19 protein-coding genes are annotated in these 17,595 nt (G+C 34.4%); 1 reads left to right on the top strand and 18 read right to left on the bottom strand.

The features are described 5' to 3' along the window. Nucleotides 1-244 precede the first annotated feature (244 nt). The 14 genes from LC457_RS23025 to LC457_RS22960 all read right to left on the bottom strand — a co-directional run bounded on the left by LC457_RS23025 (nucleotide 245) and on the right by LC457_RS22960 (nucleotide 13,035). The gene (locus LC457_RS23025; RefSeq protein ID WP_209785034.1) at nucleotides 245-583 is read right to left on the bottom strand and encodes a DUF4280 domain-containing protein; all 339 of its coding nucleotides are present in this window, start codon (nucleotides 581-583) and stop codon (nucleotides 245-247) included. 83 nt (nucleotides 584-666) lie between these two features. Next, nucleotides 667-2,736, bottom strand: a complete 2,070-nt coding sequence (locus LC457_RS23020) for a type VI secretion system Vgr family protein (RefSeq protein ID WP_223601895.1) — start codon at nucleotides 2,734-2,736, stop codon at nucleotides 667-669. A gap of 52 nt (nucleotides 2,737-2,788) precedes the next feature. Further along, the gene (tssD, locus tag LC457_RS23015) at nucleotides 2,789-3,175 is read right to left on the bottom strand and encodes a type VI secretion system tube protein TssD (protein ID WP_209785036.1); all 387 of its coding nucleotides are present in this window, start codon (nucleotides 3,173-3,175) and stop codon (nucleotides 2,789-2,791) included. An 86-nt stretch (nucleotides 3,176-3,261) separates the two neighbouring features. Continuing rightward, on the bottom strand, nucleotides 3,262-3,648 hold the full coding sequence (tssD, locus tag LC457_RS23010; RefSeq protein WP_209785037.1) for a type VI secretion system tube protein TssD: 387 nt from the start codon (nucleotides 3,646-3,648) through the stop codon (nucleotides 3,262-3,264). Between the two features lie 311 nt (nucleotides 3,649-3,959). Next, complete coding sequence (locus tag LC457_RS23005; RefSeq protein ID WP_223601908.1) at nucleotides 3,960-5,300, bottom strand: DUF5458 family protein; 1,341 nt, start codon at nucleotides 5,298-5,300, stop codon at nucleotides 3,960-3,962. 29 nt (nucleotides 5,301-5,329) lie between these two features. Then, nucleotides 5,330-5,779 (bottom strand): hypothetical protein, encoded by a 450-nt coding sequence (locus tag LC457_RS23000; RefSeq protein ID WP_209785039.1) that lies wholly within the window; start codon nucleotides 5,777-5,779, stop codon nucleotides 5,330-5,332. A gap of 82 nt (nucleotides 5,780-5,861) precedes the next feature. Continuing rightward, nucleotides 5,862-7,685 carry a type VI secretion system baseplate subunit TssF gene (locus tag LC457_RS22995; RefSeq protein ID WP_209785040.1) on the bottom strand — a complete coding sequence of 608 codons (1,824 nt, stop codon included), beginning with the start codon at nucleotides 7,683-7,685 and terminating at the stop codon, nucleotides 5,862-5,864. A 5-nt stretch (nucleotides 7,686-7,690) separates the two neighbouring features. Next, on the bottom strand, nucleotides 7,691-8,119 hold the full coding sequence (locus LC457_RS22990; RefSeq protein WP_223601894.1) for a GPW/gp25 family protein: 429 nt from the start codon (nucleotides 8,117-8,119) through the stop codon (nucleotides 7,691-7,693). A gap of 121 nt (nucleotides 8,120-8,240) precedes the next feature. Continuing rightward, on the bottom strand, nucleotides 8,241-8,780 hold the full coding sequence (locus tag LC457_RS22985) for a hypothetical protein (RefSeq protein ID WP_209785042.1): 540 nt from the start codon (nucleotides 8,778-8,780) through the stop codon (nucleotides 8,241-8,243). Further along, nucleotides 8,780-9,292, bottom strand: a complete 513-nt coding sequence (gene tssO, locus LC457_RS22980; protein WP_209785043.1) for a type VI secretion system TssO — start codon at nucleotides 9,290-9,292, stop codon at nucleotides 8,780-8,782. The genes LC457_RS22985 and tssO overlap by 1 nt, the downstream gene beginning before the upstream one ends. A gap of 21 nt (nucleotides 9,293-9,313) precedes the next feature. Continuing rightward, nucleotides 9,314-10,474, bottom strand: a complete 1,161-nt coding sequence (gene tssK, locus LC457_RS22975) for a type VI secretion system baseplate subunit TssK (RefSeq protein ID WP_209785044.1) — start codon at nucleotides 10,472-10,474, stop codon at nucleotides 9,314-9,316. 14 nt (nucleotides 10,475-10,488) lie between these two features. Further along, on the bottom strand, nucleotides 10,489-11,424 hold the full coding sequence (locus tag LC457_RS22970; RefSeq protein WP_223601893.1) for a TssN family type VI secretion system protein: 936 nt from the start codon (nucleotides 11,422-11,424) through the stop codon (nucleotides 10,489-10,491). 20 nt (nucleotides 11,425-11,444) lie between these two features. After that, a complete protein-coding gene (locus LC457_RS22965; protein ID WP_209785045.1) occupies nucleotides 11,445-12,380 on the bottom strand; it encodes a type VI secretion system baseplate subunit TssG in 936 nt (311 codons plus the stop codon). Nucleotides 12,381-12,384: 4 nt separating this feature from the next. Further along, a complete protein-coding gene (locus LC457_RS22960) occupies nucleotides 12,385-13,035 on the bottom strand; it encodes an NlpC/P60 family protein (RefSeq protein WP_209785046.1) in 651 nt (216 codons plus the stop codon). 262 nt (nucleotides 13,036-13,297) lie between these two features. Between LC457_RS22960 and LC457_RS22955 the strand changes: the two genes are divergently transcribed. Beyond that, a complete protein-coding gene (locus LC457_RS22955; protein WP_209785047.1) occupies nucleotides 13,298-14,353 on the top strand; it encodes a PKD domain-containing protein in 1,056 nt (351 codons plus the stop codon). A gap of 137 nt (nucleotides 14,354-14,490) precedes the next feature. Here the strand turns inward: LC457_RS22955 and LC457_RS22950 are convergent, their stop codons facing one another. From LC457_RS22950 to LC457_RS22935, 4 genes are all read right to left on the bottom strand, one after another. Continuing rightward, on the bottom strand, nucleotides 14,491-15,294 hold the full coding sequence (locus LC457_RS22950; RefSeq protein WP_209785048.1) for an RsiV family protein: 804 nt from the start codon (nucleotides 15,292-15,294) through the stop codon (nucleotides 14,491-14,493). A gap of 31 nt (nucleotides 15,295-15,325) precedes the next feature. Next, nucleotides 15,326-16,237, bottom strand: a complete 912-nt coding sequence (gene hemF, locus LC457_RS22945) for an oxygen-dependent coproporphyrinogen oxidase (protein ID WP_245169735.1) — start codon at nucleotides 16,235-16,237, stop codon at nucleotides 15,326-15,328. Between the two features lie 137 nt (nucleotides 16,238-16,374). Then, nucleotides 16,375-16,917 (bottom strand): CopD family protein, encoded by a 543-nt coding sequence (locus tag LC457_RS22940; protein ID WP_209785049.1) that lies wholly within the window; start codon nucleotides 16,915-16,917, stop codon nucleotides 16,375-16,377. 16 nt (nucleotides 16,918-16,933) lie between these two features. Then, entirely contained in the window at nucleotides 16,934-17,575 is a 642-nt protein-coding gene (locus LC457_RS22935; protein WP_209785050.1) for a porin family protein, read from the bottom strand. Between the last annotated feature and the right edge of the window lie 20 nt (nucleotides 17,576-17,595).

The following is a 17,595-nucleotide window of genomic DNA, read 5'->3' as shown; positions in this document are numbered from 1 at the left end:
GAGGAACATACAGAATGAGAATCATTGTATCAGATACCATAATACTGCAATAAAGAATTAATAATTAGATTATTAACACAACAAATGTAAACAGTTCATTTTTAAAATTCTGTTGAATCAAGGTCGTATTATCACTAAAAAAATGTAATTTTTCAACTAATCAGACTAAGAAGCAGCTGATCATTATAAAAGGGAAAAAGTCATGACAAGTCTTTTATTTTCTAAATAAAAGAAACGTATTCATTTATTCAACATCATGCTTTTCTCCATGCCCCTTATTCATAACAGAAATTTTACCACCTGTACCACAATGACATGTGCTTTTATCTGTAAGAATTTTGTGATTATTAATACATGAATCCTTCGCTGTATTCTCCCACTTGGCAATAACAGGTATGCATTTTATTTTGGTAACGGAGCACATCCCGAATGAACCAATATTGATTTCGGTCTGCTTATCCTCTTCTGTAGCAATTAGCTTACAGTCTGCATGGTAAAAGCAATTACTTGTAACCTTCAAAGATGAAGGTGCTGCTCCTTTATCACATGATAAAGTAGCTTTTTCTGTGATTATCTGTGGCATATCTCTCGGAATTTAGTTTTAATATATTGATTTGTACTTTTGATGAATTTTTAGAAATCCAATAGTACGATTACAAACTTATTCTACTTTTTTACCGTAGAATCCGTTGTTAATTTTTTATACTTGTCCACATATTCCACTCCTTTATCAACACTCGTGGGAATAATTTTGTCCAATCCAATCTCTTTTACCTTGTCCAAATCTTTTTCTTGTTTAGTTTTTTCTGGTCCTTTAGGTTTATTATCCATATTGATTTTACCACCTTTTATACCCACTGTGGATTTGCCATTGACAATAGCCTCCTTATCTGAATGCATCATTAATTTCTCTTCAGCTTTCAGTGTAAGTTCTTTAGTTTTTAGATCAAGTTTCTTTTCACCACTTGTCATAATTTCCAAGGCTGACTGTTCGATTTTTGCTATAGCTTTAGAACTGATCTGAACAGCAGTTGTTTCCAGTTTATTGGCTATCGCCTGCTCCATATTAACAGTCGCAACTGATATTTTAGCTCCGGCCACCATTTTAATTTCCGCTCCTGCCGTAAGATGAATCGTTTTAGGTGCATTTATTTCTATATTGCCTTTGCCATCCATAACAATAGTATTGTTACTGGCGTCTCTTATGGTGATACTCCCCGCTTCATCATCCATCTCAATACGATTTCCGCTCCGGGTTTGAATCACTTTTTTTGTATTATTTTCCGTCTGATACCCGCTTTTTTCTGCCCCATTATAATGGCTTCCCATAACGTAAGGTTTTTCAGCATTGTTACTCTCAAATCCTACAGAAATTTCTTCTCCTTTTTCCGGTACAAAATAAAAACCCTTTCCATCACCTCCATGAGGCTGCAACAAACGAAGCCATGGAGAAGTGGTTCCTTTGCTCTCCTGCCAAGGAAACTGAACCCTTACTCTTCCCATTCCCAAAGGATCATTATTATCTACAACCCTGGCTGATTGTTGTTCTCCAACGGGAACAGCCTCACCATCCTGATAAGGAGCAATATACAGATCCGGAGATCCACAAAATTCATTATAATAAATATTTCCATCATGATAATGAGTAATTTCAGTAATCCGGTAAGTTTCCATTGCCTTTCCATTAATATCAATTAACTGGACCCTTCCACCTATCTTTACCGCGGGGTCTTTACTTTTTCCTTTTACCCAAACCAAATTCTCTCGGGTTTCTTTCTCTTTCGTTACAGCCTCCTTAAGCTCTTTCTCAGTGACATTTCCAATACCACTATAATTGAACAACATTTGCTGTTCCTTTTTATATACTTCCTTAGAAGCATTAATAGCAATTGCCTGAAAGTAATTTTCTTTATATTGTGAACGAATGGAAGAAGATTTTGCTTTCATATTGTCCCCCTTTCTTGAATCGTACACAGTGTATTCAAACTTTTGAGGCTTGATATTTAGCTCAAATTCAACTTCAATAAGATCAATATTTTCTTCAAGAATTACAGTGGCCTGTACTTTGTTACCGAATATTAATTCTTGCCCATTATAATAAAAATATTCTCCATATCGTAGGGCAAGTCTTCTGATAAATTGATAATCTGATTCCTTATATTGTACCGTATAAGGCAAGGTATATTTAGTGTTCAGATTTTCAATAACTATTTTGATATCTGAATGTTCCTCTGTTATTTCTTTGATAATCTCATCAAGTTTTCTATTCTCAAAACTATGACAAGCTTTACCGTTTTCCAGAAGCATTGTTGGTGCACTACCAGTTATTATCAATGTACCGTACCCATTTTCTTTTCTATTTTTAATATTGGTAATAATGCCATTAAAAGACTGCCTTACATTTCCAAAACGATGAAAATAAATAGTGATGCTTTTCCCAAGGATATTTTTAGAGTTTTCCATAACATAACCATCAAAACTATCAAGTGCATCATCAGGAACAATGATGTTAAAACAATCATGATCATTAGTAACCTGATTCAGTTCCAAAGAAAAACTTGATTTATCAAGAAAAGGCTTTCCATTAAGCATTAATGTACAATATACTAAAGGACTTTCTTTTGCTTTCATGACAGAATTCAACAACTGGAAGGAAGAATTCTTTGCTGATAAGGTTTCATCTGATACATTTGATGAGTTATCAGATGATACAGGGCTGTATATATTTTTAGACATGACAAAATTGTATTGAAAATTTACTTAATACTACATATACTCAACATACTCGTTATTTCCACATTTTCTCATGGACTGCATTATTCAGATCGAATTTCCTAGCAATCATGCGCATCTCAATTTGTAAAGGCTGGCTACTGTTCGCATCAAATTTTTCTTGAAATCCGATGCAGTAAGCTTTTTCAAAAACCAATTCCTGAAGTTTACTGATAGCATCGCGACGATAATAAATAATTTTACCGTTTTTCGTCTGATCATGATCCAACATCCAGCTCAATAGTTCAGAATTTCCTGTACTCTCAATCTTAATAATAATCTCTCCACCCTGTGGTATACCTTGGGGTTTCCCCGTATTATCTGTTGCTTGGGTAAAACCATATTGACATTCAAGAATGTTATAAGTAATACCATCTAATTCTAATTTGGATAAAAATGACATAATAGATTAGCTTATGATTAAAATAATAAATGTATAGTAATAAGATAAGCAGCAGTAAACATATTACTACTGCTTATCTTCAGGGTTTATACCCATTCATTTTCATAGGCCCCCGTTCCCATTTCGATTTTTCTGGATGAAATCGTAAATGCTTCAGTCAACGGATTATCTCCCCTAGAATCAAAATCTTCATTGTGCTTTACCAGATATCCCTCTGTGAATTTCAATTCTTTGAGAGTTGCATCGCTGTCCCGCTTTGCAAATACAATACTTCCATCCTTTCTTTCAAAAGAATTGGTCATCCATTCGAAAAGATCTGTAGCACCCGTTCCTTCTATTACAATATCAATTTTTCCTCCTCTTGTAATAGTGGAAGGTCTTCCCGTTGCATCAGTTTCCTGAAATAATCCGTAGCTTACCTTAAGTATGTTATACTCTTTACCAGCTACTTTTAACTTAGCTTTAAATGACATAATGTTAAAAATTTAATGGTTAATAAATATTTGAAATACAATACTTTCCTAAACAAGCTCCTTTTGCAATAGCTTTGAAGGCCGGGAACCTTAAAGATATTTGTTGTTAAAGCAAGTTCAGGCAGTTTGTAATTTTTATTTGAGATCCAAATTACATTTGGTGTTTTGTATCAATCAGTTTAATAAATAATCTTCGGATAGAAACTCTGAAAAATCATTACTTTATAATCATGAGGCGAAAAGCTCATAATGATTACATATCATCCTACAAGACAAGTTCCGGAAGGATTCAACAATAGAAAAATGTCCTCTTAATTTTGTTTATATTCGGTATCCCATTCGTTACCCTGGTCACCTTTGTGCCCATCCATCTTGATCAAAAAGTTTTTAGCAGGGAAATAGGGCTTCATATGAATATCAAGATGAATTCTGTCCTTTTGAACCGGATCCTGTTCAAATCTCTTGATTTCAAAATTTTCTATTAATTTTCCAGGCCCGGCAATGCTGTCCAGAAAACCTACAATCTGATTCATTATCTCTTTACGGGTCACCGCTGTAAAATTTTCGAAGGCTCTTCTGTTCAAAAAATCCATCAAAACTTTAGTAACATAATCAAAAACCCGTACTACAGAATACGTTTGTAGCCCTAAATTATCTCCATTAAACAAAGTCTTTCCTGAAAAGGCCATTACCTTTCCATATTCATTGACCATAGGAATAAGACCAAGATTCTCAAGATTAGCAATTTCACTTTTCTTAAGATCAAATTTTACTCCCTCCACTTCATTAATTCCTCCGAATTTTTTCCCCGCTGTAACCTGTGACATCAGTGTTTTATAGATCTTCCCTGCTAATGCAGTAGAAGGCGGTATATACATATTTTCACGCTCCTCAATTTCTTCAAATCTTCCTCTTCCAACAAGCCAATTGCAGGTCATCAGAACATTTGATCTGAATACATCTCCTCCCGTAAGATAAGCCTGATCAAACATTTCCATTACATCATCAGGCTCATCAAGGTGTTCAAAATCAGTAACAAGCATTACTTTGTTTTCATATACCAGTTTTGCCCATTTCTCTATTACTTTGTTAGATCCCAGATACCCTGGAATAACTAAAATCCCATAATTATTTTTAAGATCAAGACGATCATAGTTATCAGTAAGCTCAGTATGTATAGTGTCGATAAAACGTGTATTATCCAGATCTTTTAATTGTTCAAGTGTTGCATTGACAATGGTAATATTTTTTACCTTAGCCGATTCCGTATTTTTGTAGAATAAGGCAACAGTCCTGTAATTAGCCTCTATTTCTCTAGTATCATCAATAGCTTTTGACAAATTATTTACCAACAGCTGTTCCGCAATTTTTTTTCTTTCTTCACAATCTGTAACCATATCGGATAAAGATTCGCTGTTAGCAAGTAAACTTTCCCATAGTTTCAGAGTTTTTTTCAAAGTCTCCCTTTCTTTTTCTTTACCTGGCTCGGTTAAAAAAATTCTTTTTCTGGCTTTTCTGTCTGGATTAATATTCTGTACTCCGTCAATGGAGATTTCCAGTAGGTCAAAACCTCCATAGCGGGCTAAGGCTGCCAGATTATCTGATACAATATATTGCTCTTTAAATCTTTCCTGACCGGTATGTTGTTGCATTTGTTGTTGCTTGTCCATAACACCTATTTTTATTTATTATTTTCCAATTCCAGAATCAACGATTGCAAAGTGCTGTATAAAGCTTTTCGGGCATCAGGATCTTCTATGGCTGCTTTTAATATTTTATTGGTTTTCAGTTGCCTGATAATCTGTTGGTATTGATTTTTTTCAGTTTCTAGTCCTGATAAGAAATCACTTTGCTTGGTAATCCCTTTTATTCCGAAATCTCCAAGATTATTAAATTTGAGCGATTCTATTTTAGAAGCGCCATTCTCATCTACAAAATCAACTTTAATTTCTGGTTTAAAATGTTCAAAGACTTTTTCTACAGTATCTAACCCTTCAACCAATTCAGGTTTAACAGGATCATGAGCTGTTAGTTTCTGAGCCAATAACGTCCTGTTCTGAGGAATTTCGAAAATGGATTCACTTACTTCTGGTGGAACTTCGTTCCCTCCAATTCCTTTGTTTAGTAACATAGTATGTATTTTTTAATTATTATATTTATAATCTTTATACAGTCACGATTAAATCTTGATCTGCCCTTCATTAACAATATCCTTAATGTTCAAAGACCCTGTAAGGAAGCATGTGAACAGAGTTGTTTTCGAGTGTGAGTAGAAAACTGTCACATAAGTATTTCCATTCATCTTCATGAATCTCTTTAAGGATGTGATTTCTAAAAAGATGAACATCAATTGTTCTGCTAAAACCTTCTTTTAAAGCAACTTCTTTTTTGGTTCCTTTCTCTATTTTAACATCTGTTATGGTATTCTTAAAATGTCTCATGGCAGATTCTTTAATATCTGCTGGAGTTACCATTCTCCCTCTACTTAGCAATGCTGTTCTGAATTCTAAAATCTTATCTTGAGGTGAGAGGCCCTTTCTTCCACCCAATGAGGTAGTAATCATAATTGAATGTCTTTCACACATCAGAGTTCCGGGTTGATCTGCAACAAACAAAGTTCCCGGCCTGATGTGATTAGCCTCTTCCGCTTGGGTATTCCAATATGAAATATTATATGAAGCTTCAGACTTTAAAGTATTGCCTGTTATGATCAGATACGGGTTATTGATGTATGAAAAATTCTTTTCCTGAGCAAGCTGATGTAAAGCCGCTATATTCTGACTGATCTGCACAAGCATCTCTCTTGCTGAATCACCTCCGATTGCTGAAAATGCAGCAGTCTCATCTTTGATTACTTCTAAAAGATATTGAAGTAGCTCCGAGGCATTACGACAGTCAAACCTGGATACTCCTCCTTTTCTAAGAACAGATGAAACACCATCCCCTTCTGAAGAATAGTTTTTTACATCAAATCTTCGCCCTGTGTCATCTGAGACATAATCCAAAGCTAAAAAATGATCTTCAGATTGAATCGGAAGAATATCAAGTCTCCCTAATGCCCTTCTGTAAGTCTTAATATTATATATGTTAATAACAGGAACACAATTAAGAATAATACTGATATTTTGAAGTACTTCATCATCAACAGCTTCCGGAAACTTAAGTCTAAGCCAAACGAGATCATCTTCCTCGGAAAGACTGCAATTAGGAAAGTATCGGGTAAAAAGCTCTTCATTCCGGTTGTTTGCTGTAGGCTTTATTTTTTGCTTTAATGTAAAAAAACGGGAATGATAATATGCATTCACATCTTGATATATATGCTCAAGCTCCAGAGAATTCTTAACAAGAATCTCTTCAAAATCAACTGCTCGATGGCCTGCATTATATCCCCTGGTAAGCTCAAATTCCTGATCACCGGAATATACCTTGACTTGTTTAATGTAATGGGAAAATAATTCTTTTTTATATTGACTGCCTATATCAATATAAAACATAAGATCTTCCAGAGGTTCCTTATCGCGGGTAAGGATGCCAATCCACATTTCACCTGCCGGAATATGTCTCTCACTTTTCTGTAATACACTCCCGGAAAAAGGATTCGTAATCTGCTTTATAACCTTACCATGAGCAATATACTTGACTCTTGCCGTAGTCAGAGTGGTTTCTATTGTAGGACAGAAATAAATATCCTTATCTGCCGTCTCATGACGGTTAGCCCCCTGTGCCCCTTTTTTATCCATTTTAAAATGATCATATAACGATATTTTAGATCCATTTTCAATAGGAAACACCTGGAGCAGAGATCTTGCAGGGACAACGCCGGAAATCTCTTCTGGAAACAACACTTCAAGGACACGTTCCGTAATACGGGCTTTTGAGCTTTCCAATTCAAACCCTAGCCTTTCAAGTTCCGAGGCCGTTGCTGATAACATGAGGCCTACAATCGGATCAAAAGAAGAATCCGATCCCAGTTCATTATATCCCCAGAGTTTTGCAGCTCTGCGAAATATTCTATCTTTTATTTTTTCTTGATTCATACGACTTAATATGAGAGAGGACCTATAAAAAATGATTTTTGAAAAAAGAAAGGTCTGTCAGTTTCTTTAACCAATCCTTTTACTGATACCATTACTTTTTTCTTTACTCTTTTTTTCTGTGTTTTTCCAATATCAGCATTCTTAACTGCTACCTCAATATCTTCCAGTAATAGCCTGTGCTCATGCTCAATAATGGATTCAGTTACAGTCCTGATGATAAATTCCTTAATGGAATTGTCACTTTTAGGAAGATCAAAGTCGACTTCAAAAATTTCAGTTCCAAACGTGTCATCAAACTTGCATCTTCCTAAAGGTGTTGTGATGATAATAAAAAGATACTGACTGATAGATTGATCAATGGATACCTTTTCAGCTCCTCTTTCATCCATTATACTGGCAAAGTCTATAGGTGTTTTATAGTAAATTCCTTTCATTGTATGATATTTTCACATGGCTTTTAAGCAATCATAAGTTTTTAGATAGCTACGTATTCATTCTACACTTTTACTAATCTGGATAATTTTTCATTCCTCTTAATAATGTTTATTCTTTAGCCTACGTTGATTTCATCTTATAGGCAGCCAAACAATGAATCTGATTATTGATATCATAATTCAAGGTGCTGCTGACTAAAAACTCATAGTTTTTTTGATAGGTATATATTTTGATGGCAGTCATTTCGTTTTCACTGATTTTCTTTATTTCTTTCTGATCAAATTTTCTCACGAATATTCCATCACAATTCACGGAATGGTCATTTTTATAACTGACTTTTTCGCCATTAGTATACTGTATCTCCAGAACCTGATCCTTCTTGATACATACATTTTCATCAATAATCCTGATATACATAAAAATATTATGGCCTCTTTTTCCCAGTTTCATCACTGCATATACTAATTCCTCATTGTTCGCCCTCAGCCTCAAATCCGGAGTACTGATGAAGTTTTTATTTTGCAGTTTTTCCTTATTCTGTATTATTTTACAATCGAATTGAGCAACTTCCGAAGTAGAATCTGTAATTGTTTGCGCGTGTAAAAAGATTTCCCCAAAAGCAATACAGAATAGGGTAAAATAGATTCTAAACCAGTCCATTACTGAGCTTTATATAATTGACGACAAACGTCTAGATCAGTTTTTACCTTATCATATTCCTGTCTCAGGATTTTATTGATTGCCTGTAAACTGTCTGCTGCCTTTCCGGTTGTAGATAGCCGTCTGATCTCTTTTTTACGGTCTATCAGATCCTTGTAACCAATAATGATATTATTGTACATCACCTCATTTTTAACACTGTCTTTCGGGATCTTTTGATACATATCTGAAAGGAGCGATAACGCCAGGTTTTCATTAAAGAAATCATTTTTCCCCGGAGCTCCTATAGAGTCAATAGCAGATTTTACCTTTTCTAATTGAAAAGAAAAGTGATCCTGAATTTCCATTTCTTTTTTAAGAGTATTATTTTCAACCTTTAACAATGAGTTCTCCTTAAATGGGAAATAAGTGTTAAAAAAAAGGCCAACAACCAAGGTAAATACAGCAACTAAAAAGAACAGGATGAAAAACAGAAATGCACGCAGTCTTTCTTTTTTATTAAGAATTTCCATAATACAATAGTCATAGGATTACTAATCTGCTAAAAATGACTGGCTCCTCTTGGAATGAACAATAGCATCACGGTTGCCTGGATTTTCAGAAATAAAAATACTGCCATCTCGTTTCTTACCGATATAATCCAACTGATTAAGGATGGAAAACATCTCTTCCACTGTTTTAATAAACCGATCTATTTTCAAAATAGCTGAACCGATTTGATTATGATTATATTCGGCATTCAGCACTTCTGAAAAAATAGATTCAAAATCCCCCTGACTTATATTGCACCATTCTGTAAGGTAATTCAATAATTCTTCTTTTCCGGAGCCCGTATAAGTTTCTATACAATTCTTTATTATCCTTCCAAAAGCAATGACTGATGAAAGCATGTACATAGGAGAAGCATAAGGGGCAGACCACCGGTAGCGGTTTATTTCCGACCCAAGATACCACAGTGCCTTGTCTGCCAGATCATCAACTATTAACGATAGCAAATTATTCTGCTTTTTAGCACGGATTTTTTGTTTGATCTGGGATGCAAAGAGTTCAATCTGACTGTAAAAGCGGTCGATTTCAACATAAAGTTTTTTTAACTTTGGGTGACTTGATACACTTAAACAAGGAGGAATATAATCATCATCCATAGTACATACACCGGCACTTGCTTTTATTCTTCCAACGGTCAGGTATTCTGCTCCAAAGCCCAATCCTCCTCTCAATTCACTTTCGGGAATAAGTTCCAAAGAATATTTTGGCTGAGTATAAGGATATCTCGGAGGATTTTCATCAGGATCAGGCTCCCCAAAAGGAATCCTGTTGAAATGGTTTACAGAAACACATACCATCAGATTGATATCTTCTTCATCATTGATCAAATAGCTCGTATCAGGGTGTAAAAGTGTATGTTCAGAAAATCCAGCATAATGAGTACCGATATCAATTCGGGAGCCATTCGGTGTGATAGCCTGACACTCTTCAAGAACAACTTTTAGTAATTTGTGCTGATCTATAGACATACTGACCATTATGGTATCACCAGATGGTAAAATACCGTAATCCACAAGTGATGTCCTAATGCATGTTGAATCACGTACAGAATCACTTATAAAATTTTGAATATCTGTGAAATGTCCTTTATTAATCTTCATCCCGTCTATCCAATGCACAGGAAAATATTTTAACTTTTCTATCATTTTATTTGTTATTTTTATTCATCGTATTCCCTTTCTTTGTATTCAAAGTCTGGGAGATCATCATTTTCATTAATATTTTCTTCAATAATCATATGCTGTGCCCGTGCACAGATTACCACGCTATTTTCTTCAATGCCATTCATATAAAGAGGTAAGTCAGCGTCAACGTATTTGGTGGACTGATACCATTTAGGTCTTAAAAAAAACACCCAATCGTAAAAACCATTTTCTCCTTCCACCTTTATCTCACTTTCAGAATTTCTTTCATTATAGTCCAATATAAAGCTGTAAAAAAGCCGGCCGAAGTCAATCCTCGTAGGACCTTTGGCTTTATAAGCGCTGTAATTTTTTGCATTCCTGTCTTTATCAATAAGTAAGGTAAAAACCACCAGGTCTTTCATTTCCTCATCTGTAACTCCTGGAAGATTTTTATAATTTTCCGGAAAATGCCAGGTTCTGTAAATATGGGGAGGAATTGCCATCGCCCTGTTAAACGTTTCATTCAGTAATGTGGGAAGAAGAAATAATACATAATGTCCTGACATTAGAAAAACAAACTGAATTCCATTGAAGAAAGTATAGATTAAAGCAAAGGGAATAATGCTGTAACCAATCATTAACAGGACAAAAAAGTATTCCAGCTCCTTTACTTCATTCCCAAATTTCATAAAAAAGGATCTGTACATATAACAATGTAAACCTCCCACAACTAAAGAACTCAACTGATAAAAAATAAACTCTAGCAGCATATGATCTGCGAAAAGTTTATTATATCCCACGAAACCAATCAATGAGCCAACAATCAAAACTCCCAAAAGATATGAATTGAATTTGGTGCCGTAAATGTTTTTAAAATCGGGTATCCTGCGTCTGAAAATTGCTGTAAGAACAATACAAACAGAAAGCAGTACAAGAATGAAAACCAAAATTTCGGGCTCCACTAAATTCATAAAATATTTCTTCAGCAGCATTATATCCTTGTGTTATATCCTAAAACAGTATCTTTTACTACATTCAGATCAAAACTTTCTGCTTCCTTTGAAAGAAGTATAGTGATCTCTATTTCAGTTTCAGCCGAAAAGAAATAACCACAAAGCAAATCCAGAAACAACTTCATTTTTCCCTCATTAAGGTAATCTGAAAAACAATTGTTTCTTAATGGGCCAACTGACAGATGGATATGGTTCATATAGTGGTCATAATTATTACCTGACACCATATCCAGGCCCAGCTTACAATCTCCCAGTAAACTATACTGCGTATCATCATAGTACTTTTTCCAACTTTTCTTGCTTATTCTGACTTCTTCCTCCAGAAGCAAAGACAACACCTCAATGGTCAAAGCAGTATTACCTACAATTTTATAAGCAAACGGCAATATCCTGATTAACCGTGAAGCCATCTCAGATGGTACATCTGTACTGATACCGAATAGTTCATAAAACAACTTGGGAAAAGTTGAACCGTGCAGCTGGCAAAAAAAGTCCTGTTCAAACGCTTCAAAACGAACCCCATAATTGAAAATTTCATTTTCAAATGGCTGAAAAAAAAGTCTTGCATTCTTTTGATCCTGCTTTTTTATCCTGTATTCCTGTATCATGACATCCACATTTTTCTCCGCAGTGTCGCTGCTGATATCATGCACTATATTTTCAGGCAACATATCGTATATGCTGTCACGGGAAAGAACAAGCTTAAAAAAAGAAGCACTTCCAAAGCTGTAATTGCTTATCCCCGAGTCAAGAATATCATAACGGTAGGCCCTTGAAAACTGCCCATCCTTTTCTATAATAAAATCTTCAGATTGCAAATCATCATTTTCCAATAAATTATTAATGATTACCTCTGCCCTTATATCATAAGGCAAAGAGTTAATCTGTCTGGCAATATTTTCAAAATGTTTCATTCTCTCAGCTTTTAGGTTTTAATCTTCCCGCAGCTATGTATCTGAGCTGGAAATACTGGTCATTAAAATCATAAATATTTAATCCACCAGCTGTACAGGCAACTATTTTGTTATTTTGAAGGTATATACCCTCATCAGAAATCGGATGCCCCTTATCATATCGGAAAAATAAAATATCCCCCTCCTGCAGAAAATTCCTGCCGGTAAATAATTCAATATCTTTTGAACGAAAGACTTTTTCAGGGATTGGAGAAATTGTCGCATGATATACCTCATTAAAAAGTAAAGATGCAAACTGAGCGCAATCTGTTCCATTTTTCTGATTAGACATTTGCTTAGCAGAAGAACCTATCCACTGATCAATAAAAGAATATAATTTATAATTAATAACTTTTTTAGGCATTACTCTCATAATAATCGAATATCTCTCCCTGATACTCATTTCTTCATCATTGAGTTTTCTGTCATCAAATTTCTCAATGGCAAAAGTAGAGTCTGTCCGTTTTTTGATCCCGTCTAATTCTTTAGTATACTGTTCCGAAGAATGCAGATAGGGAAGCTCTTCGATATACCTTCCGCTGCCACAGGACACAAGCCCTAGTATTGACAGAAGAGTTACAATAGCAATCCAATATTGTTCTAAGTACAATTTCATTTTTATTTAGGGTATTAACAAACGAGTATAGACTTCCTGTTACTGTGTAATGACACTAGACAGAAATCACCAAAATCAAAATGTTATATTATGATCTTTTTCATACTAGAGATGCACAAATGTATAGGATGAATTTTCTCATTTTCATGATTCAAATCATGAAATGGCATAGAATAAAATCTATAAAATAGCAATGTAAAATATTGATATAAAATAAGTTGCAATCACATTAATTTATATCATGCTAATAAACACAAAAACAATGAAATCTTTTTTTTCTTTCAGTCTTGATCCCAAAGTTTTTTGGAGTATCATTTTACTTTTATCGTTAGGTACAATTTTATTAGTTTATCAATACAGCCGGCATATAGATTGTGAGAATGCTAAATTTGTAGTGTACGCTAAGGAGTTTGCGACCCGGAAAGTTGTAGAATTTTATGATACTACACCCGGAGCAAAAAGCTGGGAATGGGATTTTGGAGATAGCACACAAGTGGACAAAAGACAACGTACACTGCACTCCTATAAAAAACCAGGTGATTATATTGTTACCCTAATTATTAACAAAAATTGTGTCCACCAAAAGCTGGTAACGATACACAGTACTGATGAACACAGTGAAAATCTGCCATTGATTATTGCTCCAAATGTCGTTACAGCAGGAAAAACAGTTATTTTTAATGCCATCAAAAAAGATGGTGTTTCCTGGGAATGGAATTTTGGAGAATCCAATCAGATTGATGCCGTAGGCCAGACAGCCTCGTATCAATTTAACTCAGAAGGTCCTAAAAAAATCACCCTAGTTGTTAATGGTGATGTACAGCATTCTGCAATTAAAACTATCTATGCCGCTCCCATGCCTAAACGGGAAAAGCCTAAAATTGACATCAGTTCCTATGAATTTGAAAAACCTCACTCCTCTTTTTCACTACCCATTGGGAATCCGGAGAAAGATCCACTGGTAGATGCATTAAAATATATTCCTGTCTCTCCGAAATCTACGCCTAAAAAAGATACAGTAACTTCTCACAACAAATTACCTGAAATCTCTAATGAAAAATTTCGTATATTATTGCAGCAGGTAGCTGCGGAGACAAAAACCAAAGAAGATTTCGCTTCTTATCTGTGTGGGAAGTATGATATTCCTGTTGTTGTCAACAGCAAAAAAATAATTTCATTCGAACAGCTTTGCCAGCTTATCAGTGGAAAAAAAATAAAGGTTACCCATCTGAGAATAGAAAAAGATCACCAAAACTGTATTGAACATATTACCATTGAGTTCAAAGTGAAGAAATTCATGATATGGATAAAAGAGTAAAAGAGATGATTCGAAGTAAAAAATCAGAAAAAATGGGATTCTCTGATTTTTTATTATTAAAACATAAAAAAAATAGAATAAAGAAAGCTGACAATGAAACTCATCATTTTAATTGAATTTCGCTAGTGTTATTTTCTTTAGGAAATATTCATTCTTTGTTTAAACTCGCGGTTTAAGGTTCCTTCTAATTGTTCCCAGGAAATAGGAATTACAAAATCAACAGAGGAAGAAGAAACAATTTCATAAGGATTATAATGAAAATATAATCCTTTAGTATCAAAATAAAAGTTATCTATATTGGGAATCTCGCGCAGTCCATTCATCTTAAATATCCTTTCATCAAATTCATTAATTCTTACCTCGCCGGCTACATTAAAAAAGATTTTGTACATATTCTTTTTTAAGAGTGCCAAAAGCTGTTCCTTCGATATACTGGTAATATCATTGAGAATCATTTCTTTATTATTCTTAAGATCAAACATTTTATCTTTGTACAGCCACTGTTTAATCATGTCATTCTCATTACGGATATTAACATATTGAATATGCATATACTCATGAAGTAAAAACTTCACCTGCATTTCAGTTTTATATACCCATAAACCGTTAAGTCGTTTTGTTTTATAAAGTTTATTTAACTGATCATAATGCTTCAGCATATCTTTTTCTACGGAAATTTTTAATTCTTCTTTCGAAAAATGAGTGGAATCTTCAGACCTGAAATAAATACTGTTCAACAAATCTGTATTTTGTACAAACGGGAAGTAAAGCTGCTTTGAAGAATAGATCAGAGAAAGTGAATCCGCAACTTTTATTGTATCTGCGATATTAATAGAATCAATAGCAAAAATTTCTTTCTCTACCGGAGGATGAGACTCTGCTTTTTTACACGCTGTAATGAAAAAAAAAACAATACTTGGAATAACAATTAAATTTTTCATAATAATATATTTGTGTTAAAATTCCGGTGAGTTATTCATTAACCCAGTCTCTGGGTTTAAGCCATTCTTCCAGTTGGGCTTCAGGGCTTCCAGGAACAGGATGAAAATCATATTTCCATTTTGCAATGGGAGGAAGACTAATAAGAACCGATTCCATGCGGCTATGAGTTTGCAGCCCAAATAATGTTCCCCGATCATGGATAAGATTAAATTCTACATATCGCCCACGTCGGTAAGCTTGCCAGTCTTTGTGAGCAGCAGTATATGGAGTATCTTTATTCTTAATAACCAAAGGTATATAAGCCTTCAGAAAAGCATTCCCATTAGATTGGGAAAAAGCAAAAATATCTTCAATGTTTGTTTCAGCATCCGGGCGCAGATAATCATAGAATATCCCTCCAATACCCCTTGCCTCATTATTGCGATGCTTATTGACAAAATATTCATCACATTTTCTTTTAAACAAAGGATACAGCTCCATACCAAAAGGATCACAAGCTTTCTTTAACGTACGATGGAAATATCTACCGTCACACTCTTCAAGGTAATAAGGGGTTAAATCTGCTCCTCCTCCAAACCAACAGTCTTTTAACTTTTCCTTTTTATCATAAAGTTCAAAATATCTGAAATTTGCATGTATGGTGGGAACAAACGGATTAACCGGATGAATTACGACTGAAATACCGCAAGCCATAAAATGACCTCCTGACACATCTTCCCTATCTAACATTATTTCAGGAAGCTTAGCATGAACTATTGAAGTACTTACTCCACCTTTCTCAAATACATTCCCTCCATCTATAACATGTGTACGTCCTCCACCTTCAGGATGCTTCCATACATCCTGCCTAAAAACAGCTTTTCCATCTACTGTCTCCAACACATCACAAATTTGGACCTGGAGTGACTGTATAAAATTTATAAATTCGTTTTTAATATTCATCTTTAAAATAAATTAGTATCAGGCTGTAATTTTTTCTGAAATTTATATTCAATACAGAAAAACAAGAATCAGCAGAAATGTTGCTATAGGATTTGATTCTGTAAATCATCATTAGCATCAATTAAATAAAACAGATGTTACTTTTCTTTTTTCAGCAATTTTAAAACTGCAACCAATAAAATCATTATAATAATAATACCTGTAATGATAAGTCCATAATGAAGCATTATTGTATACTTTAAAATAACACTGCATCCCAGCAAAAGCATTAGTAAAATGCCAACTTCATTAATCTGCTGTAATTTTATACGTGTGATTTTAAAATCATAACCTTGTAAGGCTTTTAAATGGCGTATTGTTTCTAAAAACCAATAATGGTAAGTACTCAGCATACAGAGAAAAATCAGTTTTAGATCAAACCACTGCATCTTAACAAGGTGCCTGTTAAAAAAAAACATAATTATGCCAGTTACAAGCATAATCAATCCACTGGGAACAACCAACATATTCCATGTCCTTTCAATGTTGAAAAGGTATTGTCTTCTTAAGATCTTCTTTTTTGCTCTGGTAAATTTTTCGGTATATTTATAATTTAAGAACAGTTGTCCCACGTAAAATATCCCAAAAAAATAAGATCCTACAGAAAGGATATGCACCAATTTGATTATTATAGCAAACATAACAGGTATTTATTCGTTAAAGGGTTACCCGATGTTTTATAATATATCCGACCATCAATTGGAAACTTCTGTTGTAAAGGTATTTTGTATTGACAACATTTTGTAACCCCAGCTCATACTGGCCCCTGATGTAAATCCCCAGAGGGGACTGGTAACCTAAACCGACACTTAATCCGTAATCAAAGCGTCGAACCTGATTAATATCCTTTCCAAATACAATATCATTTCTGTATTTTTCAACGTCCTTATCTGTACCGGTTATCGTCTTAAGAGTATGACCTCCACTGGCAAGTGCTGCATAGATACCTGTCGATACGAAAAGTCTTCCAACCTTTTCTCCACTAAAATAATAGACAACATTCACAGGTAATTCAAAATAGCTGATTACCCTTTTAGTATTTATTGTTGAGTTTTCCGTTGATATCGTCTTTTGAGCTCCTTTAGGTAAATAAAAGACTCCCGACTGAAACCATAATTTACGATTAAGTGGTATACGAGCCCAAATACCTGTACTAAATCCTGATGTATTTGAGATGCCGGTTGTTTCATTAGTATGCACATTAGAGAGTCCAAAACCTACTTCCGCTGCCAAATTGATTTTTTGAGCGGTCAATGCTGATGAAAGTATCAAAAGAGAAATGACAGATTGTTTTTTCATATAAATGTAGATTAAACTGA

This window comes from Chryseobacterium sp. GVT01B (assembly GCF_019970045.1).
Lineage (GTDB): Bacteria > Bacteroidota > Bacteroidia > Flavobacteriales > Weeksellaceae > Chryseobacterium.
The sequence above is the reverse complement of the archived record's forward strand: the minus strand, read 5'-3'. Positions and strand labels throughout refer to the sequence as shown.